Below are 24,486 nucleotides of genomic sequence, written 5' to 3'. Positions count from 1 at the left end.
CATCCCGGCCGGCGTTTCGGGTGCGCCACCCGGGATTCGACGGAACCCCGGCACCTTTCCCGGTGCCGGGGTTCCCATCGTTTCGGGACCCGTCCGCTCAGTTCAGGCTCGGCTCCGAGAGCGCCTCGGCGACCGCCTGCTCGACGCTGAGCTCGCGGCCCTCCGCGACGGCCGCAGCCAGCCGGCCCGCCGGCGCGACGGCGGCGAGACGGTCCAGGTACCGCTGGTGGAAGGTGAACGTGGGGCCGTTGTGCGTGCCCGACCGCTCCCGCAGGGCGTGCGCGGCACCGGCGAGGCGCCCGGCTCGCTCGACATCCCCGGCGAGGGCCGCCACCGCGGCCAGGCCCTCCAGTCCGTACGCGATCCCCTCGATGTGGCCGAGTGAGGTGGAGAGCGTCACGCTGAGCGCGAAGTCCTTCCTGGCGTCCTCCGGCGACCCGAGCAGGAGGTGCGCCCAGCCCAGGTGGTAGGCGGCGATGCGGCCCCCCACGGCGTCCCCGGCCCGTCGGGTGAGCGCGAGGGACTCGTCGAACCGCTCGAACGCGGCGTGCAGCTTCTGCTCCAGCAGCGCCACCCGGCCGAGCAGGACGAGCGCCATCGCTTCGCCCCACACATCGCCGGTCTCCCGGAACAGCCGCAGGCTCCGCTCCATCACGTCGGTGGCCCGCGCTGTGTCCGGTCTCTCACCGGCGAGGAGGGCCAGTGCGAGGGAGATCTGCGCCATCGCCTCTCCGGAGCGGTCGGCGCAGCGGCGGAAGAGGTCGGCGCTCTCCGCGAGGTCGGCGGCGACGCGTCCGTCCGGGTCCTTCCAGAACCGGATGGTCCGCGTGAAGTACAGCGCGACGGCCCGCGTGCGGTCGTGGAGCGCCTCGCCGGATTCGAGCGGCTCGTCCATCCAGGTGCGCACCTCGCCGAGCAGGCCGATCACCCAGAAGTAGAGGAAGAGGTTGAAGGCGAGCTCGGCGGCGCGATCCCAGTCGCGGGCGTCCAGGAGGTAGCGCTCGGCGGCACGGAGGTTGTCGCGCTCGTCGCCGAGGCGCTGCATCCACTCGCGCTGCCCTCCGCCCTTCAGCGGAAGGCGCGCCCGAGCCCCGAGGTCGATGAAGTACCGGGCGTGGGCGTCGCGCGCGCGCTCGATCTCGCCGTCGCCCTGCAGCTGCTCCCTGGCGTATTCGCGGACGATCGCCTGCATGGTGAAGCGCGGCCGGTCGTCGCTGTCGTGCTGCGCGACGAGGCTCGAGTCGACCAGCACGGCGAGGTCCGACAGCACGTCGGCGGCGTCGTCGCCGTCCGCGCCGACGAACTCGGCCGCCTCCAGGGTGAAGCCGCCCTCGAAGACGCCGAGCCTGGCGAGAAGGCGGCGCTGTTCCGGCGCCAGCAGCTGCGTGCTCCACTCGATGGTGCGGCGGATCGTCTGCTGGCGCTCCGGGAGGTCGCGCGAACCGCCGACGAGCACCGACAGCCGGCGGTCGAGGCGGTCCAGCAGCTCGGCGGGGGAGAGCACGCGGATGCGCGCGGCCGCGAGCTCGATCGCGAGCGGGACGCCGTCGAGGGCCGTGCAGACCCGGGCGACGGCGTCGGCGTTCTCCGCGGTGATCTCGAAGTCGGGCTTCACGGCGTGCGCCCGCTCGACGAAGAGGTTGACGGAGGAGTCCTCGGCGAGGGGCCCGACGTCGTAGCTCTGCTCGGCGCTCACGCGCAGCAGCGTCCGGCTCGTCACCAGCAGCGACACCCCGGGTGCGGCCGCGAGCAGCCCGGTCAGGAGCGGAGCCGCATCCAGCACCTGCTCGAAGTTGTCGAGCACCAGCAGGATGCTGCGGTCGCGCAACGCGGTGGCCAGATTGTCGAGGATGGGCGCGTCTCCTGTGTCGCGCACACCCAGGGCTTGTGCGATGCGGTTGGGCACCCGTTGCGGATCGTGGACCGCCGAGAGATCGACGAAGACCGCGCCGTCCTCGAAGTGCTGGGCGGCGGCACGCGCCGCCGCGATGGCGAGCCGGCTCTTGCCGATCCCGCCGGGACCGACCAGTGTCACCAGGCGCGTGCCGTGCGCGAGCCGGTCGCCGATGGACGCGATGTCCGCATCCCGTCCGACCAGCCCGGTCAGCGGGACCGGCAGACGGACCGGCTCGACCACCCGGTCGGCGTCGCTCGCCACATCGGCGGTGATCGCTGCCCGGCTCTGGTCGAACCGCTCGGCCAGAAGCGTTGCGAGGTCGTTCTCGATCAGCTGCGCCAGCTCCTTGGGCGTCTCGAAGTACTTGTACGCGGCGCGGTCGTCGTCGCGGATGCGCGCGAGCAGCGTGGCGAGTCGCGGCTCGCGGTTGTCGGCGGGGCTCTTGACGTAGAGCAGGCGCGGCAGCTCGGGCGGGCACAGGTTGTACTCGTCTTCGAGCCCCGAGACATCCTCCTCCGGGGCGACCCAGCCGTAGCGCTCCCAGTACAGCCCGAGGAACACGTCGCTCTGCTCCAGGTAGGCGCGGTACAGCTCGCGGGGTGGATGCGGACGGGCGCCCAGTTCGAACATCACGGGGGCGAGGTGCAACCGCTCGATGGCGGTGCGCGCGGCGCGGCGCTCGGCGGCGAGCTCCTGCAGCGTCGAGGAGACGAAGATCCGCAGCCGCTGGTCCGGCGTGCGGATTACATGAGGGTGGCTCATGTCACGTCATTGTGTTGCGTTCCTGTGCAAATGTACAGAGGGCGTGCCGGGGGACGCCCGCTAGCACTCCTCGACGGGTCTGCGCAAGGCGGTTCAGACAGTTCGTGATCGGAGGTTAGCTAGGAAGGTGAAGGAATTGGCGTGGTACGTACTGGGCTTCGCGTCGGCGGTCACCGCCATCGCGGTGGGGCTGCTCCTGGCCCCCGACGCCGCTGACGCCACCGAGGATCCGGGTGGTCTGTTGCAGCATCTGAACTCGGCGGAGTGGGCGGACCTGGTGGTCGCGCTGGTGTTCGCGGCGATCGCGTTCGTCAGCGGGAGCTACCTGTCGTCGCGTGCCGCCGCTGCGGCCGACGACGCAGCGCCGGCCGTCGATCTGGTCACGGCGGAGAGCGCGGGCTAGAGCCGGCCGCGCCGGAGGAGCGCGCCAGGTCGACGCGCTCCGAGGCGGCGGATCGGCCGTCCCGCTACCGCTTCGCGGCGGCCAGCGCCTCGCGCAGACCGGCGACGTCGAAGCGGGGGCCGTAGGCGGGCATGTCGCGCTGCGCGCGCCATCCCTCGGCGAGCTCGCCGATGTCGACGGCGTCGAAGCCGAACTCGTCGATCAGCGCGGCGACCCGCTCGCGCGCGGCGGCGTCGTTCCCGGCCACGATCAGGGCGCGGCGGTCGGGGGTACCGGCGGGGAGGCTCTGGCCGGTCAGGTCGGCCGCGCCGATGTGGTTGAACGCCTTCACGACGTGCGAGGTCGGCAGCACCTTCTGCAGGCGCTCGGCCACCGTCGTGGACTCGTCGTCCAGCTCCGCGATGTGGCCGTCGCGCTGCGGGTAGTAGTTGTTCGTGTCGATGACGATCTTGCCGGCGAGCTCCTCGACGGGCAGCGTCGCCTCGGCGGCGAGCGGCGTCGTCACGACGACGATGCCACCGGCGGCGGCCGCCTCCGCCGGGGTGGCGGCGCTGGCGTGCTCGCCGAGCTCCTCCACCAGGCTGCGCAGCGTCTCCGGGCCGCGCGAATTGCTGAGCACCACGTCGTAGCCGCGGGCGACCGCGAGCCGGGCGAGCTGCGAGCCGATGTGTCCTGAACCGATGAATCCGATTGTCGTCATACTCGCGAGAACCGGGCCGGGCCCCGGATGATTCCCGCGTGCGGCATCCGCTCAGCCGCAGAGGCCGACTCCCGCCGAGGTGAGGATGACGGTGCGGTTCTGCTCGGCCACGGCGTCCGAGTATGCACCCGACGCGTCGGTCTCCTTCTTCCAGCCGCACCACTCGAACCCGACACCGGCCGTCTGGAGCAGGGAGGCCGGGACGCCGAGTCCGACGAGCGCGGCCTTCACCGCCTCCGCCCGTTTCAGGGAGAGGGCCGTGTCTGCGGTGTTGTCGGTGGCCTGATCCTTGGACGCGGTGCCGGTGATGGTCACCGGCTTGCCGTTCTGCTCGATGGCGGGCACCAGGGTGGCGAGCACCGTCTGGGCGGCGGCCGGATCGGAGAAGGACGCCGTGTCCTTGGTGAACAGCAGCTCGCTGTTGCGGATCACGACGGGCTTCGACCAGTCCGTCTTCGTCGCAACGGGCTCGACGGTCACCGCCGTCACGGCCGGGAGCCCGGCGGCGGCGCTCCCGGAGGCGGGTTCCGGCAGCAGCGACAGGGTGCCGCCTGCTGCGGTGATCACGGCCGACCAGATCGCCTCCAGATTGCTGCGCGCCGGGACGGTCAGCGGCTGCTGTGCGCCCGCGGTGTCGCCCATCCCCGACCAGTACACGGTCACGCCCTTCAGGTCGGCGGGAAGCAGCTTGCGGGCGGTCAGGTCGGCGACCACCTGCGCCGGGTCGGCGTAGAGCAGCCCCGTTCCCGCGAAGTTCAGCGGGTCGGTGGTCTGCAGCCCGCTCCCGACGACGATGACGCCCATCGGGTCACTGCCGAGGTTGCGCGCCGCCTGGTCGATGGCGCCCAGGAAGTCGACTTCTGGGGCGGACGCCTTCAGTCCGTCGATGTAGGACGTGATCTGCGTGAGCTTGGTGCGCTGGTCGTTCTGGCAGACGATCGCATCCTGGGCCGACGACCCGAGGGCGGTCGTTCCCATCACCTGCGGGGTGCCGGACGGCACGACGACCGTCACGCTGCCGTTGGTCTTGCCCGCCGCCTGCACCTGGGCGGATGCGGACGCGGGGAGGGCGACGGCCGGGGCGTTCGCCGTGCTCCCGGCGACGACGCCCAGATTGCGCTTGTGGGACTGATCGCACGCCTGCCCCGACGCGGTCGCCGGCGCGCACGCCGTGAGCCCCGCCGCGACCACAAGCACCACGCCCACCGCCGCGCCCACCCGCGTCCCCCACCGTCGAGTCCGCGAAGACTGACCGCTCTCGCGGCGCGTCGTGTGCAATTTGTGCGGACTCGACGGGGGGAGGGGCATGCTGAGCGCTTTCATGAGGGGGAGGAGGTGTCGGGAGCCTCGACGCTCCGGCGGGCGCGGAGCTCGCGGATGATCTGGCTGGTGCTCTCCGGGTTGCGCTCGCGCTGCGCCAGGCGCGTGGCGAGCTGGGCGCGCACCACATCCATCCGGGAGTGGAACGTCACCCGGGCGCCCGTGTAGCGGACCGCGTCGTGCGCGTCGAGCTGCAGGGCCAGCCGGGTGCGCTCCTCGGCGGCGACCGCCTCGCCGTGCAGGCGATCGCGGAGCAGCCGCAGGCGGGCGGCCTGGGCGTGCGCCTTCTCGGCCGCGGTGAGGAGCGGCTTCGTGGTGAGCCACGCCGTGATGAAGCTGAGCGCGCCCGACGTGGCCAGCACGCCGAGCATGAGGAACGCCATGATCGTGTCAGGAGCGGTCCACGAGAACCCGGCGGGCGCGGCGGTCTGGGCGCCGCCGACGAGGCCGGTGAGTCCGCCCGCGTTCTGCGCGTCGATGCCCGCTTTGATCCGGGCGATCGTGATCGCGGCGAGGATGGCCGCCCAGACGAGCCCCAGCACGACGGCGGTGGCGATCCACCTCCGCGACATGACGCCCGCCTGCACGCGGCGCAGCACGATGGCCACGACGTGCGGGAGCGTGACGACCGCCAGCGAGATCCCGAGCGTGATCACGTACATCTGCAGCCCGATGGAGCCGTACTGGCTGTCGTTCCGCAGCAGCAGCGTGAGCGCCTGGGCGAGCAGGATGTAGTCGACCGCGATCATGGCGACGAGCAGCACGTAGACCAGGACGTGGGCGAGCGGGGAGACGTGGCCGACGCGGGGGCGCAGGCGCGGAGGGCGGGTGACGATGTCGCGTGCCATGGGCGGCCTCTCAGGCGTAGGAGTGGAAGTCGGGATCGTGGCCGGCGAGCTTCGCGTCGAGCCGTGCGACGTCCTGGTCGGCCCGGCGGATGTCGTCCTCGGCGCGCTCGAGCGCCCGGCGGATCAGCTCCTGCCGCGCCTGGGCTTCCGCGACGAGGGCGGAAGCCGCAGCGACGTTGCGGGTGCGCTGCCGCTCGAGCTCCGCGACGCCCGCGCGCTCGAAGGCGGCGAGCTCGTGCTCGAACACCTCGAGGGTCTCGACGTCGACCGCGTGGCGCATGCGCCGCAGCCGCCGGAGCAGCCGACGGCGGAGGCCGCCGGTCGCGGGGACGCGGTAGTCGGTCAGTCGCTCACGCCGGGGCATCGGTCCTCCTGTGGGGGTCGTCGTGGCCGGCGGGGACGCCGGCCGTCTCCTCGCCCGCCGTGCGGGCGGCCGCGATGGGATGCAGCGCGTCGACGGCGGTGCCGCGCGAGGTCAGCCAGTCGGAACGGTGCAGCGCGGGTGGATGCGCGGAGACCCGTCCGGAGGTCGCCTGGCGCAGGGCGCCCCAGTACACGGCGGCCTTCTCGTCGGAGCGGTCGAACATCCGCGCCGCGCGCAGCTGAGCGACGGTGAACCGCGCGTTGATCGAGGCGCTGAGCTCGTTGCTCCGCCGATGGGCGGTCCGGATGCGCCGCTCCAGCCTGCGGAGTTCTTCGAACGCCGTTCCCCGGCCCTCCGCGATGCGGAGCCGGTCGCTCTCGGGCAGCCGGTCGATCCGCTCGTCGTAGGCGTCGAGGTCGGCGCGCAGGGAGCCGGTGAGGACGCGGTGCTCGGTCAGCTCGCGGCGCATGCTGCGGAAGAAGCGCTGCTCCTCGCGGCGCGCGAACGCGTCGGCCCTGGCCTGCAGGGCCGCGACGGTCGGCGACGACCGGTCGCCGGAGTCCACCCCGGAGTCGGGGACGGTGGCCGCGTCGCGGCGCGCCAGGAGCATCAGCCGGCGTCGCGCGAACGGCCCGAGTCTCAGCGGCTGCGTCGTCATAACGGGCGAGCGTAAGGACCTGGCCTGTGCGTCCCCTAGGTGAACGTCGAAGGAACCCCGAACGTGACCGAACCGTGACCGCGCTCGCGGTCGGCCGCCAGCGCCTCCAGGTAGCCCGCGTATCCCTCGGGCGCGCGTCCCCGCAGCCGGGCCGAGGTCACAACCGGCTCGTGCTCCGAGGAGAGCATGAGGACCCCGGCGTCCCGCAGCCGTGCCGCCAGGCGAACGTCCTCGGCGGTGGCGAGCGGAGGGAATCCGCCGGCCCGGAGGTAGGCGGACGCCCGCATCCCGAGGTTCGCCCCGTGCACGTGCCCGAGCGTCGCACCGGGTGGATGCCGGTCCTCCCAGACGCGTCGGCGCTCGGCGTCCAAGTCGTCGAGCACCGGGATGACCGCCCCGGTGTACGCGTCGGCGTGGCGGGCCGCACGCAGATGCTCGGCGAGCCAGCCGCGCGGGACGGTCCCGTCCCCGTCGGTGAACGCCAGCCAGACGCTCTGCGCGTCGTGCGGGCTGCCGGCGAGCGCGGTCTCGACACCGTGGGCGCGGCTGCGCCCGACGTTGCCGAACGCGACCGCGACCGTGCGGACGGCGGGATGCCGGGCAGCGATCGCGGCGGAGTCGTCCGTGCAGGCGTCGAGCACCAGCACGATGTCCGTCGGCACGTCGACGATCGCTCCGGCCGCCTCGACCGACGCGAGGCACGCGTCGAGGGTGGCCGCCTCGTCGCGTGCAGGGATCACCACGACCGCCCGCCGGATCGCCGGCCTCATCGCAGCACCTCCAGCACGAACTCCTCGTCGCGGTGCACGACCGCGGCGCGCAGCTCCGAGCGTTCGCGGAACCGGGCGTGCGCCGCCTCGCCCGGCTGGGCGAAGTCGTCGGAGTCGCCCGTCCAGTGGCAGAGCAGCACCTCGCCGCCCGGGTTCAGCGAACCGAGGATGCGGTCGATGACCGCATCCCAGTCGTCCTCGGCGAGGTAGTACGCGAGCTCGGACACGACGACGAGGTCGGCGCCGCCGGGGACCGCGGGCCACTCGTGCGGGATGCGCATCCGCTCCACGACGACGTTCGCGTGGTCCCGCAGCCGCGCGGCCGCGGCCTCGACGGCCGACGCAGAGCCGTCGACCGCCACGAGCTCGTCGCACCGATCGGCGAGAACGGCGGTCGTCTCGCCGATCGAGCAGCCCAGCTCGATGGCGCGGCCGTAGCGCTCCCGGGGGAGGGACGCGGCGAGCACCGCCCGTCTGCGGCGCTCGTACCAGCGGCTGCGGACGCTCCACGGATCGCCCAGCTCCCGGTGCATCCGCTCGAAGTGCTGCTCGGCGGGTTCGGGCGGATCGATCACCACCTCGCGACCGTCGGCCGCCCTCGCGACGAAGCCCGCCTCCAGCACGCCGTCCGGGGTGGCCGGGGTCCGCAGCTGCGAGGAGAACCGGGCGAGCGCCGCGCGCTTGCGGCTGCGTTCCTCCGGCGTGAGGACCACCTCGCGCACCCGTCGCCACGGCACGTCGGCGGGCGTGCCCCACTGCCAGAGCCAGACCGGGTACAGCAGGACGCGGAGCCCGCGTTCGCGCGCGGCCGCGACGACCTCGCGGCCCAGGGTGCGGTGGTCCCCGTGGCGGTCGCCGGTCCACGGTGCGAGCACGAGGCGGTCCCGCGCGCCGGATGGCGCGTCGAGGGCGTCGGCGATGGCGGCGCGGAGTTCGCTCGCATGGTGTTTCAGGGCGCCGTCCGGCAGCCCGAGCGCAACGACGGACGGCGCAGTGTCGGCACAGCTCGATGCCGGGTCCGGTAGGGGGAGCCCGAGGGCCGAGCGCGCTGCGTCCAGCTCGTCCAGCCGCTCGGGATCGCACGCGGCCGCCACCACCAGACGCACCGGGGTTCCGGCGGCGCCCGCACGCGCGAGCAGGCCGCCCACGCCGAGCGTCTCGTCGTCGGGGTGTGCGGAGAACACGATCAGCTCGTCCGGGAGGTCGTCGACGGCGGGGACGTCCGTCCATTCGTCCAGCGCCTCCCAGGCCGCCGGGTCGGTCACCGCCGTGCGCGGGTCGAAGCTCACCACCAGACCGACCGCGCATCCAGTCGGCCGAGGCGCTTCGCGAGCGATTCATCGTCGCGGCCGCGGTGGTACTGCGCGGCATACAGTTCGAGGTCGGCCACGCGGCGGGCGTGCCCCTCGTCGAAGGCGAGGGCGGCAGGGCCGAGCAGGTCGCGCACCGCCGCGAGCGTCTGCGCGACGGCATCCGCGACCGCTCCGCGGACGGTGTGGGAGAGCACGGCGGCGTCGTCGCCGTCCACTCCGGCATCGATCAGGCCGGCCGCGCGGTCCAGCTGGATGCGGGCGGACTCGAGCGCGCGGTACAGCTCTCCGACCCGGGCGGCCAGGAGCGGATTCCCCGGGGCGGCGGCTCGATCGGCCAGGGCGCGGAACAGGGGGACGCAGCCTCCCCACCAGCACGCGGCGACGCCGATGCCGCCCCAGCGGAAGCCGGGTCGTTCGAGATACCAGCCGGCCTCGCCGACGGGCTCGGCTGTCGCCCCCTCGAAGCGGAGCGGCCCGCTCTCCACCTCGGCGAGGCCCCGAGCGGCCCAGGCGGTGGGCTCGGCCGTCACGGCGTCCTGCCGCAGGTCGACCGCGAACATCCTGCGCTCCTCCCCGACGCGGGCGGTGACGAGAGCATGGGTCAGGCGACCGCCGAGCGAGCACCACGGTTTGACGCCATCGAGCGTCCATCCGTCATCCCGCTGGACCGCCTCCAGCGCCGTGCCCGGCGCCTCCGCGGCGAACACGCCCCAGGTCGTGCCGGCCTCGGGATGCGGGAGGCCGGCCTCGGCGAGGATCGCCAGCGCGTCCAGGTGCGGTTCGAGGACCCGGGCGGCCGTCAGGTCGATCGCGGCGATGTGCGAGAGCGTGCGGAATCGCTCCTCCGTCCGTCCGGCGCCGGGCAGCGGGACGGCGTCCGGTTCCGACCGGGACAGCGCGTCCAGAAGCGGCCCGACCCGGCCCGGTGACTCCGCCGCGGCCCGCTCGAACGCGGTGAGGGCGGTGGGCGTGGGGGTCGTCATGCTCACACCGTCGCACGATGCGGTCATTCGGACGAGTCCCTTGACGGAGGCGGTATGGGTGCGCAAGCTCCGGTTCCCGGCCCGGATAGGGTGAATCGGTGACCCCCATCGCCCCCGCCGAGACCGTCCTCGAACTCCGCGACGTGACGTTCCGCCGCGACGGCACGCAGATCCTCGATGGGATCGACCTCACGGTCCGGGCGGGCGAGCACTGGGCGCTGCTCGGCCCGAACGGCGCGGGCAAGTCGACCGTGCTCGGGTTCTGCGGCGCACTCACCTTCCCGACCTCCGGGACCGTGGATGTGCTGGGCCGCCGGCTGGGCCGCGTGGAGCTCCAGGAGCTGCGACGACACATCGGGCACGTCAACCCGCGCCATCCCGTGAGGTCGCCGCTGACCGTCACCGAGGTCGTGCTCACTGGCATCACCGGGACGCTGGAGCTGCCGATGCGGTGGGAGCCGACGGGGGAGGAGGTCCGTCGCGCTCACGACCTCATCCACGCGGTCGGCCTCGACGAGCGCAGGGAGGCCCGGTGGCCGACGCTGTCGCAGGGGGAGCGCGGCCGCTCGCTGATCGCGCGCGCCCTCATCGCGGAGCCGCGGCTGCTGCTCCTCGACGAACCGACCACCGGCCTCGACGTGGCGGCGCGGGAGCAGCTGCTGGAGACCATCGACGGGCTCTCGCACTCGGCGCCCGAGCTCGCCAGCGTCCTCGTCACGCATCACCTGGAGGAGCTCCCGGAGACCACGACGCACGCCCTCCTGATCGCGCACGGGCGCATCGTGGCCCGCGGCAGCATCGACGATGCGGTCACGACGGAGACGGTCACGCGGGCGTTCGAGCACCGCATCCGTGTCGAGAAGGCCGATGGCCGGTGGAGTGCGCGGGCAGTGCGCGAGCGCGCCGGCGCAGCACGCTCCTAGGAGCGCTTGCTCTCATCGTCTTCCTGTCGCTCCAGCCATCGGGCGAACATCCCGAGGGGAACCAGGAGGAGCAACGTGCACAGGTAGAGTCCGATCGCCAGGACGTTCGCCGGGTTCGTCACTCCACCGGGCAGGACGCCGATGAGCAGCCCGAGGATGAACGTCCACATCGGCGCGACCACGTTGATCCACCGAACCATCCCTCCTCTCCGATCGCCGGGAACGACGGGCCTCGGCCGAGCGCCCGTCCTCACCCCTAATAGACGTGAGAGAAGTGCGAACATGACGCGGCCACGACACCGCGCAGCCCCGGACGCCCGTCAGGTGACGGCGAAGCCTCCCGCCCTCGCCACCTCGACGAACTCGCGGTAGTCGGCCTCCGCCTGGTCGGCGTAGCGCTCCGCCCAGGCCGTCGCAGCACGCGAGAAGGCCGGCCCCGAGCCGAGGTAGCCCGAGATGAACGCCGCCTTCGGCGAGCGCGCGTGCGCCCGCGCCAGGGCGACGGCGCACACGCGGACGTAGTCCGAGAACTGCGCGGCGTTCATCGAGGGGATGTCGAACGACGCGTTGCGGTTGCGGAACAGGCGCAGGTAGAAGGCGAATCCCTCCACCCGCAGGAACCCGAGGAACGGATCGGACACCGCCTGCAGGATGCGCTGGCAGGCGACGACGCGGTACCCCTGGTCGTCCGGAAGCAGCGAGAGGTCGAGGTAGCCGGGAAGCGGCGCCACCCCGCCGAAGCGCTCGACCACCGACGCGCGCGCCTCCTTCAGCTGCAGGATCACCGGCTCGCCGACCGGCCCGCGCAGCGCGATCACGAAGCAGCGCGTGCCGACGCTTCCCACGCCGACGACGCGGCGGGCCACGTCGTCGAGGCGCAGCTGCGAGGCGAGCAGCGCCGTGTTCGGCGGAAGGGTGCGGCGGTACCGGTCGTACGCGTCCTGCGCGAGCGCCTGGACCTCCGGCTCCGCGCGCCGCAGGATCGGGGGCCGCTCGATGAAGCGCAGCACACCGTTCTCATCGGCCTGGAGGGTGCGTCGAGCGGTATGCTCGGCGGTCCGCTTCTTCGACTCCTTGGTGACCTGGCGGATGAGCCGCTCCATGTCCGGGCTGAGCCGCCCGCGGGCGGAGGTGACGGCCATCGGCGTGAAGAACCGGGCGGTCAACGGCTCGGTGAGAGCCTCCTCCAACCAGCGCCGGTAGGCCTCACCCGCCGCCCACGTCGCCTCCCGCACGAACTCCGGCGACATCCCGAGCGCCCGCCCGGCGAGGACGACGCTGGTCAGCAGCCGCTTGACGTCCCACTCCCAGGGCCCGACGGTGGACTCGTCGAAGTCGTTGATGTCGAAGACCATCGCGTTCTCCGGCGAGCGGTACACGCCGAAGTTCGAGATGTGCGCGTCGCCGCAGACGACGACCTCGGCGCCCGTCGTCGGCGCCCCCGCCAGATCGGCGGCCTGGATCGCAGCCGTGCCCCGGTAGAAGGCGAAGGCGTCAGCGCTCATCCGCTCCACCCGCAGGTCGACGAGGTTCTGCAGCCGGTCGCGGTGCTGGGAGCGGAGGATGCCCATCGGATCGCGCCCGGGCGGCGGTGCGTACTCCGCGTGGGCGGAACGCGGCAGCGCGGCGCGGGCGGCCCGCCCGGCCGCGGCCAACTCCTCGGGGGCGAGCGGTGTCGCCGCGCGCTCACCCGCTTCTGCGACATCCAGGGTCATGCCGCACCTCCTTCGGGAGCGACGTGCCCGCCCTCGCCGTCGGCTCATCCGGCGAGCACGCGCTCATCATAGGTCGCGGTCTGCCGCTACGGTAAGCAGAATGCGGGAACAGATCGAGCAGGAGTGGATCGAGCACCGCCGGGAGGACGGCGAGCGCGTCGGCTGGCTGCGCCCGGACGGCGACGGCTTCGTCCCGATCGACCTCCTCGGCCGGGAGCTCGGCGGTCCGACCGACTGGCTCACCGGCGAGGAGATGCTGGAGGCGGCCGGGATCGGCTACCTCGCCGACCGCTACGAGCTGCGGCTGGACGACGGCCGCTGGATGCGCGTGCGCATCACCGAGGTCTCCACCGAGCGCATCGTGGTCAAGAAGGACGACTTCGGCGCCATCGACGCACCCCAGCTGATCTACACGCTGCCGTTCCCCCTGCCGGACGACCTGCGGCCCGCGTGAGCGCCGCCTGCCGGGTTCCGGTCTGTCCGCGACGGGGGTCCGCGCGCTAGCATCGGCGCCACGCGGACGGCACGCGACCGCAGAACGGGGGACGAGCCGGATGATCCCGCTCACCGTCGGCACCACGGTGGAGACACCGGAACGGCCGGCTGTCATCGACGGCTCGCGCTTCAACCGGCACACCTTCTGGTGCGGCCAGAGCGGCTCGGGCAAGACCTACGCCCTCGGCGTCGTGCTCGAGCAGCTCCTGCTGAACACCGAGCTGCCCGTCGCCATCCTCGACCCGAACGCCGACTTCGTGGAGCTCGCGCACACGAGCGCGGGAGCCGACGGTGCGGCGGCCGAACGGTGGGAGGCCTTCGACATCCGTGTGCTGCACTCCAGCACGGAGCGCGAGCCGCAGGTCCGCATCCGCTTCGTCGACCTCAGCGTGCCCGCGAAGGGCGCCGTCGGCCGGCTCGACCCGATCGTGGACGCGGAGGAGTTCAACGCGCTCCTGCACCTGGAGGCGCAGCCGGAGCACTTCGAGCGCGGGACCTTCCTCAACGCGCTGCTGGAGTCCGACGACCCCGCGCGGCGGCGGCTCGGCCTGCGCATCGACAACCTGCAGATCCTCGACTGGCCGCTGTGGGCGCTGGGCGGAGGATCCGCCGCGACGGTGGTCGACGAGCGCCCGCACGCCACCGTGCTCGATCTCGGCGGGTTCTCCCACCCCGGCGAGCCGCAGGCCGCGGCCCTCGGCATCCTCGAACAGCTCTGGGAGCGCCGGATGGAGCGGCGGCCGCTCCTCATCGTCATCGACGAGGCGCACAACTTCTGCCCGCCCGTCGCCCGCACCACGGTGGAGGCGCAGCTCACCGAGCAGCTCATCCAGATCGCCGCGGAGGGCCGCAAGTTCGGCCTCTGGCTGTTCCTGTCCACGCAGCGCCCGACCAAGATCCACCCGAACGTGCTCTCGCAGTGCGACAACCTCGGACTGATGCGGATGAACTCGCCGCGCGACCTCGCCGAGCTGGCCGAGGTCTTCGGGTTCGTCCCGCACCACCTGCTCGAGCAGTCGCCGACCTTCCGGAAGGGCGAGGCGCTGTTCGCCGGCGCGTTCACCGAGGAGCCGCAGCTCGTCCGCATCGGCCGGCGCCTGACGGCCGAGGGCGGGGGAGATCTGGCCGTCCAGAGCAGCAGCGCCTAGCTCGTCGAGAGGGCGACCTGCCTACTCCTGACCGGGCGTCTGCGGCTGCGCCTGCTGCTGCCGACGCTGCGTCTTGCGCTCGTCGGCCTGGGCCTTCATCAGCTCGCGGGTGTGCGCCAGGTCTCCGATGATCGGCCGCCACAACCGCGACCGGGGGTCGGAGTCCACAAGCACGGCCCGGACCAGGAGCGTCAGCGGGATCGCCAGGATCGCCCCGATCGGGCCGAGGACGACCGCCCAGAACAGCACGGAGAAGAACGTCAGGGTCTGGCTGAGCGCGACGGCGTTCCCCACCACCTTGGGCTGCACGACCGACTGGACGACCGCGTTGATCAGCCCGTACACCACGATGATCGCCACGACCGTGCCCCACCCGCCGGTCAGGAAGCCGAACACGAGCGGCGGCACGAGGGCGATGAAGTAGCCGACGTTCGGGATGAAGCTGCACAGGAACGACAGAATGGCCCACAGCAGCGCAGCGGGTACGCCGAGCAGCCACAGGGCGACGCCGTTGATCACGCCCTGTACGACGCCGAGCAGCGTGGTGACCACCATGTAGCGGCGCACCGAGTGCGCGAAGCCGCCGAACGCGTAGACCAGGTTCGGCCGCGTGGGCTGCAGCTGACGCAGCAGGGTCGGCGTGTACGCGGCATCCGCCGGCATGAGGATGAGCATCGTCAGCACGATCACGAGGAAGGCGATCAGCCCGAACGCATTGCCCAGGAGGCCGGAGAAGAACGACAGGAAGGTGCCGGGATCGAAGCCCGCCTTGATCTGCTGGACCTGCTGCGGCCCGACCCCGATGCTCTGCAGCCAGGTCGTGAACTGGGACCCGAGCTGCTGGAGCTGCGGTTTGTACTGGGGCAGCATCCCGATGAACTGCGCGGTTGCCACCCACAGCACCGCGATGAACCCGGCGAGGAGGGCGAACACGGTCAGGCCGACCGCACCCGTGGCGAGCCCCTGCGGGGTGCCATGGCGCTCCAGCCAGACCCGCACCGGCTGGGCGCAGATCGTCAGGACGAGTGCGAGCAGGGTCGGGGCGAGAATGCCGCCGATCGCGGCCATCCCGAACGAGATCACCACCCCGGCGGCCAGGCCGAGCAGGATGCGCACGCCGCGTCCGACACCCCCGGCCGCGCCGAGCTCGGTGTCCGGGTCGACCGGCTCCGCGGGTTCGACGGGATGCTTCCGGGTGCGCGAGAATGGCCAGCGGCGGCCGCTCCGCCGGCCGGGCTCGGGAGCGGATGCTGCCGCGCCGGGATCGCCCTGGGTCATGAGCCGCTCCCTTTCTGCGTCAAGGGCCGCGAAACGGCCCGTGTGTGCGCCGGCTCATCCCACGCGAGGGCGAGGCCGGACCGGGCGCGACGCGGCAGCCGCCTGGCGACTGCTGCGCCGCGTCCGTTCGTCACGACGAGCGCCCGACCGCGAGGTCAGACCGTTGGTGCTGCCGGCGGCGGCGTCGTCGGTGCGGCCGGGGCCGCCGGTGCTGCGGGCGCCGCGGTGGAGGCGGCGGTGCCGCCCGTCGTCCCGCGGCCGGCGAGTGCGTGCGCCTTGAGGTGTGCGAACTCGTCGGGAGTGATCGCGCCGCTGTCGAGCAGCGCTTTCGCTTTGGCGATCTCGTCGGCGGGGCTCGATCCGGCGACCTGCCGGATGTAGTCGTCCGTGGCCGACTGGTACTGCCGCGCCTCCTTCTGGCTGCGTTCCGCCATGCCGGGGCCGCGTGCGATGAGGTACACCAGCGCCGTCAGGAAGGGCACGAAGATCAGGAAGATGATCCACAGGGCCTTCCACCACCCGTTCAGCTTGTGATCACGGAACAGATCGCTGATGATCGCGAACAGCGCGAACAGATAGGCCACGAAGGCGAAGCTCCAGAAGAAGAGCCAGATGACGCTCCAGAAGTTGCTCCAGTCCATGTTCGGTTTCCCCTCTCCACTCCAGCTCGGCGAGCCTGGATGTGGGCTGAGAGTATCGCTGCGCACGTTCGCGCGGCTAGACATGTTCCGCACGAACACGCGGCGGATCGGCCTCCCGCGTCAGGAGAGGGCGTCGAGCTCCACGGTGAGGCGGTCGACGATCTCCGAGGCCAGGTAGCCGAGCCGGCCGATGCTCGCGGCCAGTGCGTCGCCCGAGACGGCGTGCAGATACGTGCCCCACACCGCCGCCTGCAGCGGGTCCGCGCCGCGAGCGGCGAGCCCGGTGATCGCGCCGGCCAGCGCATCCCCGCTGCCCGAGGTGCCGAGGCCGGGGTCCCCGTCGCCGACGGTCAGCAGCCGGCCGTCGGGTGAGGCGACCCGCCCGAAGCAGCTCACGGTCGCGCGGTAGCGGCGGGCGAGCTCGACGGTGTCGGCATCCAGGTCGTCGGCGTCCCGGCCGAGCAGCCGGGAGGCCTCCTCGGTGTTCGGCGTGAGGATGCGCGGCACGTCGCCCACCAGGCGCGGATGCCCGGCGAGGGCGCCGAGGGCGAACGCGTCCAGGACGAGCACGGTGTCGCGGCCGACCGCGCGGGCGACCCGGGGGATCATCCGGGCGGTCTCCGTCGCGTCGTCCAGGCCGGGCCCGAGGAGCACGGCATCGGCGGCGCCGAGGTCGCCGGCCGCCGCGCGGACGCCGGTGCCGCGCACACTCCCGGATGACGTCTCGGGGAGGGGCACGACCCCGCTCTCCGGCAGCGCGACGGCCATCGGTCCCGCGACGGACGCACCGACCGCGAGGGTGAGCCGGCCGGCGCCGACCCGCAGGGCCGCCCGCCCGGCGAGAAGCGCGGCACCGGGGGAGCGCAGGGCGCCCCCGACGACGACCACCTGGCCGCGGGACCGCTTCGACCCGGTCGGCTCGGGCAGCGGCCAGGCGCGCAGCAGCTCGGGGGTGACGCGCTCGGCCGCCGCGGCCGTCCTCCGCTCACGCATCGGTGCGCGCCTGGCCGGGATGCTGCGTGGCCGGGAGCCCGGCGACCGCGAGGTGGGCGTCGTCGGCGAAGGTGCGAAGCGTCCACTCGGAGCCGTCGCCGCTCAGCTCGGTGACCGACGCGTTCGCGACGGGATGCGTCAGCAGGTGCTCGGCGAGCTGCGCCTCGGTCAGGCGCAGCAGCACGGAGAGGAAGAGGCTGACGACGGCGTCATGGGCGAACACCACCACCGTGTCGGCGTCGGGCAGATCGCGCAGGAACGAGCGGATGCGCAGCGCCACATCCGTCCACGCCTCGCCTCCCGGCGGCCGGTAGTAGAACTTGCCCGCCCAGCGCCTCCGCTCCGCCTCCAGCGGCAGACGCCGCTCCACGCCGAGGGCGGTGAGGCGGTCGAGGATGCCGAGCTCGCGATCGCGCAGGCGCTCGTCGAGCCGGAGCGCCATCTCTTCGCCCAGGGCCAGGCGCGCCGTCTGGACGGCACGGCGGTAGGGCGAGCTGAACAGGACGGCGTCCGAGGGCAGGGCGTCGCGGAGCCGGGTGCCGAGCGCGGCGGCCTGCAGCTCGCCGAGGGGCGAGAGCGTGATGTCGGGGTCGCGCGCGTCGACGGCGATGACGTCGGCGCCCGCGGCCTCCGCTGCGGCCGCTGCGACGTTCGCCGTGCTCTCGCCGTGCCGGATCAGGAGCAGGGTGCGAGCGGTCATGCCCCGGACTGTACGCCCGCCCAGTCGAGCACGCGCAGGGCTCGCAGGGTGTTCCAGCGGCTGGGCTCTCCGATCTCTTCGAGCGGGAGGGCCGGGCGGCCCGGGAGCACCCGGTCGAGCGGCCAGCGGCCGTCCGGCGCCCGCCGGGAGAGCACCACCTCCACGGCCTCGGCGATGCGCTCCGCGACCCGGCCCTCGGCGCGGAGGCCGGAGGCGCGCAGGTGATCGAGGCCGCGCAGCACGTCGTAATGCCAGTAGTACGGGAAGGTGAATCGCAGCCACTGATCGTCGATCAGCTCGCCGGTCGACCGGCGGCGCATCATCCCGCGCACCAGCAGGTAGTCCTGTCCGCGCTTCAGGGGCTCGTCCAGGTCGGTGCGCCCGGTCGCGGCGCGATACGCCGCGAGACCCTCGATGACGCAGATCGTGCTGTGGAACGAGCCGGGTGCATCCGTGGTCTCGGCATAGCAGTTCCAGCCTCCGTCGGTCTGCTGGCCGTCGAGGAGCTTGCGGACGAGCACGTCGGCCGGCCGGTCGAGGGCTGCGGCGGCCGTGAGCACCCGGCCGTTGATGCACGGTTCGACCTCCCCGTCGAAGAACGGGCTGTCGCCCCACTCCTCGCCCCAGTCGACGTTGGCGGCGACGCGATCGATCGCCTCCCTGGTGCGCTCGCCCTGTGCGCCGAACAGCCCGAGCAGCAGCACGATGTCGTCCGTCGCGTCGCGATCCTCCGGCTTCCACACCGTGCCGCCCCAGGTCCCGCGGTCGTCCTGGCGGCTCAGCAGCTCGGCGCCCCAGCCCTCGCGTTCCACCCGGGAGCGCTCCTCGGCGACCTCGTCCGGCGGCGCGCCCAGCACATCCTGCATGGTCTGCCAGCGGATGGCCGGGTCGCCCTCCAGCAGCCAGCGGATGACGGCGTCGTCTCGGCTCCCTCGCCCTTCGCTCACGCGGCCAGGCTACTCCCGCGGTGTGGCGGCGGCGAACGACTGGGTGCCGAGCACGCCGAGGAGCGCCAGCTTCTCGGCGGCCTCCGTGCGCGGCGCGGCCGTCAGCACGAGCAGGCACTGCGACTGGTCCTCGGTGAACAGGGCCTGGCAGTCGAGCTCGATGGGACCCAGCTCCGGGTGGAGCAGGGTCTTGTGGTCCTCGAAGCGGCGGGCGACCTCGTGGCGCTCCCACAGCTCCGCGAACTCCGGGCTCTCCGCCAGCAGCGCACGCACCAGCTCACCGGCCCGGGAGCGCGGGCCGAGGGCGCCGTACGCATCCCGCAGGGAGGCGACCTGCGCTCGGCTCTGCCGGGCGCGGTCCTCGGGCGGATACTGCGTGCGGGCGTTCTCGGGATCGGTGAACCAGCGGTAGTACTCGCTGCGTGCGAGGCCGGTGTACCCGGAGCGGTCGCCGAGCAGCGCGACGGCCATGCGGTTCTGCACGAGCGTCTCGCCGAGATTCGAGAGGACCAGCGCCGGGGTGTCCTCCAGCCGGTCGAGCACGCGCTGCAGGGCGGGGGAGACGTGGCCGCCCCCGGAGAACCGGTCGGGGGTGTTGTGCCCGGCGACCCGGTACAGGTAGTCGCGCTCGTCGTCGGTGAGGCGCAGGGCCCTCGCGAGCGACGACAGCATCTGCTCGCTCGGCTGTGGTCCTCGTCGCTGCTCGAGGCGGGTGTAGTAGTCGGTGGACATGGCCGCGAGCAGCGCGACCTCCTCGCGCCGGAGCCCGGGAGCGCGACGGCGCAGTCCGTTCGGGAGTCCGACGTCCTCCGGGCGCAGCGTCTCGCGGTGGCGGCGCAGGAAGTCGGCGAGTGCGGCACGGTCCATCCCTCCATGATGGCGGTCGCGGCCGGCGCGAACCAGGGACGCCCGATCCCTGGATGACCGCTCCACTTCCTCGCCCTGTCCGGCCCCCGCACAGTGGAGCCATGAACATCACAGGGAACACCGTCTTCATCCCCGGCGCCACCAGCGGCATCGGGCTCGCCCTCGCCGTCGCCCTGCACGAGCGCGGCAATTCCGTCATCGTCGGAGGGCGGCGCACCGAGCTGCTCGAGCAGATCGCCGCCGAGCATCCGGGCATCGACACCGTACGGATCGACACGGCGGATGCCGAGAGCATCCGCGCCGCGGCCGCCGAGGTGCTGGCCGCCCACCCCGATCTCGACGTCCTCGTCGCCATGGCGGGCATCATGCGGGTCGAGGACTGGCACACGCCGGCCGGCTTCCTCGACTCGGCCGAGTCGATCGTGACCACCAACGTGCTCGGCCCGATCCGCCTGATCGCCGCGTTCGTCGAGCACCTGCAGACCCGTCCGGATGCGACGATCGTCACCGTGTCGTCGGGCCTGGCCTTCAGCCCGCTCAAGGCGACGCCCAGCTACAACGCGAGCAAGGCGGCCATCCACATGCTCAGCGAGAGCATCCGGCTGCAGCTGGCCGACACGACCGTGAAGATCGTGGAGCTGGAGCCGCCGGCTGTGCGCACCGGACTGCTGCCCGGGCAGGAGGAGAGCGAGTTCGCCATGCCGCTCGACGAGTTCGTCGCCGAGGTGATGACCCTCATCGAGACGCAGCCGGACGCGAAGGAGCTCCAGGTGGAGCGCGTCAAGTTCCTGCGCTACGGGGAGGCCCGCGGCGACTACGACCGGGTGGTCGAGGTGCTCAACGCCTCCGACCCGCACGGCAAGGACGCGGCCTGACCACGCTCACGAGCGGGCGACCGTCAGCCCCAGCCACGCGGCGAGTTCGTCGATCGCCGCGTCGACGGCGTCGCGTGTGCCCGGGCTGAACGGCTCGTCCTCGTGGACGGCGGCGACCCGCAGCACTCCGGCCTTCCTGTCGGCGGTGGCGTCGAGCTTCCCGACCAGGCGGTCCTCGTGCAGGATCGGCAGCGCGAAGTAGCCCCAGCGGCGCTTCGCCGCCGGCTTGTACATCTCCAGCAGGTACTCGAAGCCGAACAGCTCCTGCGACCTGACCCGGTCGTGGATGAGCCGATCGAACGGCGACAGCAGTGCCGTGCGGCCTGCGAACGGCCTGCCGACCGCGGCGGGGTCGACCCGCCACTCGCGGTCGCTGCCGTCGACCCGCACGGGGACGCCCGCCTCGCCGACGAGCTGCGGGCGCGCGATCCCGAGCGCCCGCAGCCGGCGCTCGTCCCGCAGGCGGGTGGCCTCCGGCTCGGGGACGACCTCGATGTCCGCCGGGTACACCCGCTCGGCGAGGTCCCAGGTGCGCTGGCGGCCGATCCGCCCGGCGACGGCGACCTCCCCGAGCCCCTGCAGCAGCTCGAGCATATGGGTGACGTTCTTCTCGTGCGTCCAGCCGCTCGACTGCCACGGCACCTCCGCCGTGTCCGGGATGTCCTTCGACAGCAGCGGCCCCGCCTCGCGCAGCCGATCCAGGACGTCGCGCCGGAACCTCGGATTCGCCGCAAGCCAGTCGCGCCATCCGCGGTGGATCGGACCCGCCGCCATCCGCGCCAGGTTCAGCCCGAGGTCGGCGACCGGGCGGACCATGGCGAACGGAGGCTGCACGGGGTCGTCCTGCGCCTTCAGCTCGTAGAGCGTCCTGTCGCGCTCGACCGCCTGCAGCAGCTGCTCCGGGTCGTACGACGCACCGAGGCGTGTGAACGCGATCAGATCGGCGCTCGGCGCGACGGCGGCGGTCGGGTCGAGCTGCAGGAACGTCAGGAGCTCGACGAGCGGCACGAGGCCGGCCGGCCGCTCGGCGTCGAGCCGCTGCGCGCGTACGGCGATGCGCCGCGCCTCGTCGCGATCCAGCACCTCCGCCATGGGCTCAGCGGTCGGCGAGCTCGGCGAGCAGGGCGCCGAGCTCGGACGGCCGGGTGAACATCGGCCAGTGGCCGGTCGGCAGCTCCACCACGTCCCACCGCTCCAGCCGCCCGACCTCCGCGACGGCCGGCTCGCCGCCGTCGAGCCACGACCGCAGGTCGGCCGGCGTGAACTCGCAGGCCACGATGGTCGCGGGCACGGCACGGCGGTGCGCGTCATCGGTCAGCTCGATCGGGCCGGCGACCACGTCGGCCGGCTCCGGCACCGCGATGCGGCGGAACTCGTCGCGCTGCTCGTCGGTGAGGTCGACGAGGTCGGCGTCCTCGAAGTCCTCCCAATCCGGAAGCTCGACCTGGCCGTCCGCCGCAGGCAGATCGGGTGCGACCGAGCCCCCGGGGCCGAGCGGCCAGGAGTCGACGTACACCGTCCGCGCGATGCGGTCGGGGCGAAGGCCGGTCGCCGCGTAGGCCAGAGGGCCGCCGCCGGAGTGCCCGACGAGCACCACATCCCGCTCGTCGCCGCCGGTCTCGTCGATCGCTCGGACGATCGCGTCCACGTGGTCGCGCACGCGGATGCGGCTGCGATCGGCGTCGCGCGACTCGAGGCCGGGCAGTGTCAGCGGGTGCGCCGTATGGCCCGCCTCCTCGATCGCGGGGATCACCTCCCGCCACGCGTCGGCGCCGAGCCAGAATCCGGGGACCAGAACCATCTGCATGGGGCGACGCTACCGCGGGGCGCCGACATCGGGCAGGGGCGTCCGTCGGGCAGGGGTGCCCGGCGGGCTCAAAGCAAGGCGAGCCTCCCGACGATCCGGTCGACGCGGTTCCGCGGTCCGACCACGCTCACCGCGTAATAGGGGAGCGCGTCGGATGCTGTTCCTGCGACCGCGTCGAGGTATTCGTCGTAGACCCGCGTCAGCTGCGCGGCGGCGGGCATGTCGGCCACGAACACGTCGTCCGCCGCGGCCGCCTTCGCGCGGATCGCCGTGAGCTGTTCTGCGCTCGCCCGGAGCACCGAGACCCCCGCCCAGGGGAGACCGGGATGCGCACGGCCGTCCGCATCCACCGCGTCCGGACCGAGCAGGCCGGTCACACCCGACGCCGTCGCCGCCGCTGTGCAGATCGCCGCGTTGGCCGCGATCCCCGCGGGGAGGGACTCGTCGACGACCACCACCCACTTCAGCCGCGCCGCACGCGTCGGCGCCGCTGTGTCCACGTCGTCGGGCAGGAAACCGATTAGATCCGCCACCTGTCTTCCTTTCATTCGGTTAGGTGCGCTCGAAGCTACAGAAACCGGGAGCTGCGCGCTGGAACTCCGAACGAAATTCGATGGCGACGCTATTCTGGGCGTCGTGGACGAACTTGATCGGGCGATCCTGCGGGAACTGCAGTCGGATGCGCGGAAGAGCAACCGCGATGTCGCCGCCGCCGTCGGCGTCTCGCCGAGCACAGCCCTGGAACGGACCAGGGCGCTTCGGCGCAGGGGCATCATCCGCGGGGCGCTGCTCGACGTCGACCTCGCCTCCATCGGCCGGCCGGTGCAGGCGCTCATCGCCGTGCGCATCCGGCCGCCGTCGCGGCCCGTCATCGAAGGCTTCCGCGACTGGGTCGCCTCACTGCCGGAGACGCTCGGCGTGTTCGTCACGAGCGGCAACGAGGACTTCATCGTGCACGTCGCCGTCCCCGACAACGACAGCCTGTACGCGTTCGTCATCGACCGCTTGACGCAGCGGCGCGAGATCGCCGACGTGCGCACCAGCGTCGTCTACGAGCACCTGCGCAACGGGAGCCCGGAGCCGGTGGACTGAGTCCGCCCGCGGGCTACCATGTGCGGCACCGCATCCTTTCCGAGAGGGGAACAGCCCATGCCCGCACTGACCGACACCTTCACCCTGTCGAACGGCGTCACCATCCCGAAGATCGGCTTCGGCACCTGGCAGATCCCCGACGGCTCCGAGACCTACGACTCCGTCCGCACCGCTCTCGACGCCGGGTACCGGCACATCGACACCGCGCGCGCCTACGGCAACGAGGCGAGCGTCGGCCGGGCGGTGCGCGACAGCGGCGTGCCGCGCGAGGAGATCTTCATCACGACCAAGTGCCCGGCGGAGGTGAAGGATGCGGAGGGCGCCCGGCACGCCTTCGACCGCTCCACCGCCCTGCTCGACCTCGGCGCGATCGACCTCTACCTCATCCACGCTCCGTGGCCGTGGAACGCGATCGGCAGCGACCACCGCGCTGGCAACATCGAGGTCTGGAAGGTCTTCGAGGAGCTCTACGAGCAGGGCCGCACCCGCGCGATCGGCGTCAGCAACTTCGAGGTCGCCGACCTCGAATCCCTGATCGACGCGACCGACGTCGTCCCGCACGCGAACCAGATCCGCTGGTTCGTCGGCAACACCCAGCCCGAGACCACCGCGTACAGCAAGGAGCACGACATCCTCGTCGAGGGCTACTCGCCGCTCGCGACCGGGCGACTGCTCGACAACGCCGACATCAAGGAGATCGCCGACACGTACGGAAAGTCGGTGGCGCAGGTGAGCATCCGCTACCTCCTGCAGAAGGACATCCTGCCGCTGCCGAAATCGACCACCCCCGAGCGCATCCGCGAGAACGCCGACGTCGACTTCGAGCTCTCGGCGGAGGACGTCGCCGCTCTCGACGCCCTCGACGCGGGTGAGTGACGGGTCGCGGCCGCATCCGGGCATGACGGAATTCGGGCTCACGGGAATACGGGTGTCCCTCCTGCGTTGGACTTGAGTGCACAAGGCTCAACTTTCAGAAACAGGAGAACA

General features: G+C 72.6%; 27 protein-coding genes. 7 read left to right on the top strand and 20 right to left on the bottom strand.

What is annotated here, in order from left to right; all coding sequences use genetic code 11:
- Positions 1-97: 97 nt before the first annotated feature.
- On the bottom strand, positions 98-2,659 hold the full coding sequence (locus BLW09_RS11905) for a DUF4062 domain-containing protein (protein WP_089912821.1): 2,562 nt from the start codon (positions 2,657-2,659) through the stop codon (positions 98-100).
- 127 nt (positions 2,660-2,786) lie between these two features.
- Between BLW09_RS11905 and BLW09_RS11900 the strand changes: the two genes are divergently transcribed.
- Complete coding sequence (locus tag BLW09_RS11900) at positions 2,787-3,062, top strand: hypothetical protein (RefSeq protein ID WP_089912819.1); 276 nt, start codon at positions 2,787-2,789, stop codon at positions 3,060-3,062.
- A gap of 64 nt (positions 3,063-3,126) precedes the next feature.
- Here BLW09_RS11900 and BLW09_RS11895 read toward each other — a convergent pair whose 3' ends face one another.
- From BLW09_RS11895 to BLW09_RS11860, 8 genes are all read right to left on the bottom strand, one after another.
- A complete protein-coding gene (locus BLW09_RS11895; RefSeq protein ID WP_089912817.1) occupies positions 3,127-3,762 on the bottom strand; it encodes an NADPH-dependent F420 reductase in 636 nt (211 codons plus the stop codon).
- A gap of 51 nt (positions 3,763-3,813) precedes the next feature.
- Positions 3,814-4,980, bottom strand: a complete 1,167-nt coding sequence (locus tag BLW09_RS11890) for an OmpA family protein (RefSeq protein WP_231946823.1) — start codon at positions 4,978-4,980, stop codon at positions 3,814-3,816.
- A 101-nt stretch (positions 4,981-5,081) separates the two neighbouring features.
- Entirely contained in the window at positions 5,082-5,930 is an 849-nt protein-coding gene (locus BLW09_RS11885; protein ID WP_231946821.1) for a hypothetical protein, read from the bottom strand.
- 10 nt (positions 5,931-5,940) lie between these two features.
- The gene (locus tag BLW09_RS11880; RefSeq protein ID WP_089912815.1) at positions 5,941-6,294 is read right to left on the bottom strand and encodes a hypothetical protein; all 354 of its coding nucleotides are present in this window, start codon (positions 6,292-6,294) and stop codon (positions 5,941-5,943) included.
- Entirely contained in the window at positions 6,281-6,952 is a 672-nt protein-coding gene (locus BLW09_RS11875) for a hypothetical protein (RefSeq protein ID WP_089912812.1), read from the bottom strand. The genes BLW09_RS11880 and BLW09_RS11875 overlap by 14 nt, the downstream gene beginning before the upstream one ends.
- A gap of 35 nt (positions 6,953-6,987) precedes the next feature.
- The gene (locus tag BLW09_RS11870) at positions 6,988-7,722 is read right to left on the bottom strand and encodes a glycosyltransferase (RefSeq protein WP_089912809.1); all 735 of its coding nucleotides are present in this window, start codon (positions 7,720-7,722) and stop codon (positions 6,988-6,990) included.
- Positions 7,719-9,011 (bottom strand): bifunctional PIG-L family deacetylase/class I SAM-dependent methyltransferase, encoded by a 1,293-nt coding sequence (locus BLW09_RS11865; protein ID WP_231946820.1) that lies wholly within the window; start codon positions 9,009-9,011, stop codon positions 7,719-7,721. Before BLW09_RS11865 ends, BLW09_RS11870 begins: the two co-directional genes overlap by 4 nt.
- The gene (locus BLW09_RS11860; RefSeq protein WP_231946818.1) at positions 9,008-10,018 is read right to left on the bottom strand and encodes an acyl-CoA dehydrogenase family protein; all 1,011 of its coding nucleotides are present in this window, start codon (positions 10,016-10,018) and stop codon (positions 9,008-9,010) included. Before BLW09_RS11860 ends, BLW09_RS11865 begins: the two co-directional genes overlap by 4 nt.
- A 98-nt stretch (positions 10,019-10,116) precedes the next feature.
- Between BLW09_RS11860 and BLW09_RS11855 the strand changes: the two genes are divergently transcribed.
- Complete coding sequence (locus BLW09_RS11855; RefSeq protein ID WP_089912800.1) at positions 10,117-10,941, top strand: ABC transporter ATP-binding protein; 825 nt, start codon at positions 10,117-10,119, stop codon at positions 10,939-10,941.
- Here BLW09_RS11855 and BLW09_RS11850 read toward each other — a convergent pair.
- Complete coding sequence (locus BLW09_RS11850; protein WP_089912799.1) at positions 10,938-11,141, bottom strand: hypothetical protein; 204 nt, start codon at positions 11,139-11,141, stop codon at positions 10,938-10,940. The two genes, BLW09_RS11855 and BLW09_RS11850, sit on opposite strands and share 4 nt — an antisense overlap.
- A gap of 120 nt (positions 11,142-11,261) precedes the next feature.
- Positions 11,262-12,656: a DUF2252 domain-containing protein gene (locus BLW09_RS11845; RefSeq protein WP_089912796.1), complete on the bottom strand. Its 1,395-nt coding sequence runs from the start codon at positions 12,654-12,656 to the stop codon at positions 11,262-11,264.
- A 100-nt stretch (positions 12,657-12,756) separates the two neighbouring features.
- On the opposite strand from BLW09_RS11845, the gene BLW09_RS11840 reads away from it, so the two are divergent.
- Both BLW09_RS11840 and BLW09_RS11835 read left to right on the top strand, forming a co-directional pair.
- Positions 12,757-13,110, top strand: coding sequence for a hypothetical protein (locus tag BLW09_RS11840; RefSeq protein WP_089912793.1), 354 nt, complete (start codon positions 12,757-12,759; stop codon positions 13,108-13,110).
- Positions 13,111-13,210: 100 nt separating this feature from the next.
- A complete protein-coding gene (locus tag BLW09_RS11835) occupies positions 13,211-14,299 on the top strand; it encodes an ATP-binding protein (protein WP_089912789.1) in 1,089 nt (362 codons plus the stop codon).
- Between the two features lie 21 nt (positions 14,300-14,320).
- Here the strand turns inward: BLW09_RS11835 and BLW09_RS11830 are convergent, their stop codons facing one another.
- From BLW09_RS11830 to BLW09_RS11805, 6 genes are all read right to left on the bottom strand, one after another.
- Entirely contained in the window at positions 14,321-15,577 is a 1,257-nt protein-coding gene (locus BLW09_RS11830; RefSeq protein ID WP_089912787.1) for an AI-2E family transporter, read from the bottom strand.
- A gap of 155 nt (positions 15,578-15,732) precedes the next feature.
- Complete coding sequence (locus BLW09_RS11825; protein ID WP_089912784.1) at positions 15,733-16,218, bottom strand: SHOCT domain-containing protein; 486 nt, start codon at positions 16,216-16,218, stop codon at positions 15,733-15,735.
- 120 nt (positions 16,219-16,338) lie between these two features.
- Positions 16,339-17,211: an NAD(P)H-hydrate dehydratase gene (locus BLW09_RS11820; protein ID WP_089912781.1), complete on the bottom strand. Its 873-nt coding sequence runs from the start codon at positions 17,209-17,211 to the stop codon at positions 16,339-16,341.
- Positions 17,204-17,911: a histidine phosphatase family protein gene (locus BLW09_RS11815; RefSeq protein WP_089912778.1), complete on the bottom strand. Its 708-nt coding sequence runs from the start codon at positions 17,909-17,911 to the stop codon at positions 17,204-17,206. The genes BLW09_RS11820 and BLW09_RS11815 overlap by 8 nt, the downstream gene beginning before the upstream one ends.
- Positions 17,908-18,858, bottom strand: coding sequence for a hypothetical protein (locus BLW09_RS11810; RefSeq protein WP_089912776.1), 951 nt, complete (start codon positions 18,856-18,858; stop codon positions 17,908-17,910). Before BLW09_RS11810 ends, BLW09_RS11815 begins: the two co-directional genes overlap by 4 nt.
- A 9-nt stretch (positions 18,859-18,867) precedes the next feature.
- Positions 18,868-19,725 (bottom strand): helix-turn-helix transcriptional regulator, encoded by an 858-nt coding sequence (locus tag BLW09_RS11805; RefSeq protein WP_089912773.1) that lies wholly within the window; start codon positions 19,723-19,725, stop codon positions 18,868-18,870.
- A 101-nt stretch (positions 19,726-19,826) separates the two neighbouring features.
- Here BLW09_RS11805 and BLW09_RS11800 point away from each other — a divergent pair, with 101 nt between their 5' ends.
- Positions 19,827-20,600, top strand: a complete 774-nt coding sequence (locus tag BLW09_RS11800; RefSeq protein WP_089912771.1) for an SDR family oxidoreductase — start codon at positions 19,827-19,829, stop codon at positions 20,598-20,600.
- Between the two features lie 6 nt (positions 20,601-20,606).
- On the opposite strand, the gene BLW09_RS11795 is transcribed toward BLW09_RS11800, so the two are convergent.
- The 3 genes from BLW09_RS11795 to BLW09_RS11785 all read right to left on the bottom strand — a co-directional run bounded on the left by BLW09_RS11795 (position 20,607) and on the right by BLW09_RS11785 (position 22,940).
- Positions 20,607-21,692, bottom strand: coding sequence for a DNA glycosylase AlkZ-like family protein (locus tag BLW09_RS11795; RefSeq protein WP_089912769.1), 1,086 nt, complete (start codon positions 21,690-21,692; stop codon positions 20,607-20,609).
- 4 nt (positions 21,693-21,696) lie between these two features.
- Positions 21,697-22,407, bottom strand: coding sequence for an alpha/beta fold hydrolase (locus BLW09_RS11790; RefSeq protein WP_089912765.1), 711 nt, complete (start codon positions 22,405-22,407; stop codon positions 21,697-21,699).
- 68 nt (positions 22,408-22,475) lie between these two features.
- Positions 22,476-22,940, bottom strand: coding sequence for a DUF2000 domain-containing protein (locus tag BLW09_RS11785; RefSeq protein ID WP_089912762.1), 465 nt, complete (start codon positions 22,938-22,940; stop codon positions 22,476-22,478).
- A 103-nt stretch (positions 22,941-23,043) separates the two neighbouring features.
- Between BLW09_RS11785 and BLW09_RS11780 the strand changes: the two genes are divergently transcribed.
- Entirely contained in the window at positions 23,044-23,499 is a 456-nt protein-coding gene (locus BLW09_RS11780) for an Lrp/AsnC family transcriptional regulator (RefSeq protein WP_089912759.1), read from the top strand.
- A gap of 57 nt (positions 23,500-23,556) precedes the next feature.
- Positions 23,557-24,375: an aldo/keto reductase gene (locus BLW09_RS11775; RefSeq protein WP_089912756.1), complete on the top strand. Its 819-nt coding sequence runs from the start codon at positions 23,557-23,559 to the stop codon at positions 24,373-24,375.
- Positions 24,376-24,486 lie beyond the last annotated feature (111 nt).

The sequence above is a fragment of the Leifsonia sp. 21MFCrub1.1 genome, from assembly GCF_900107895.1.
Lineage (GTDB): Bacteria > Actinomycetota > Actinomycetes > Actinomycetales > Microbacteriaceae > Leifsonia > Leifsonia soli.
Note: the sequence above shows the minus strand (reverse complement) of the source record. Positions and strands in the feature narration are given on the sequence as shown.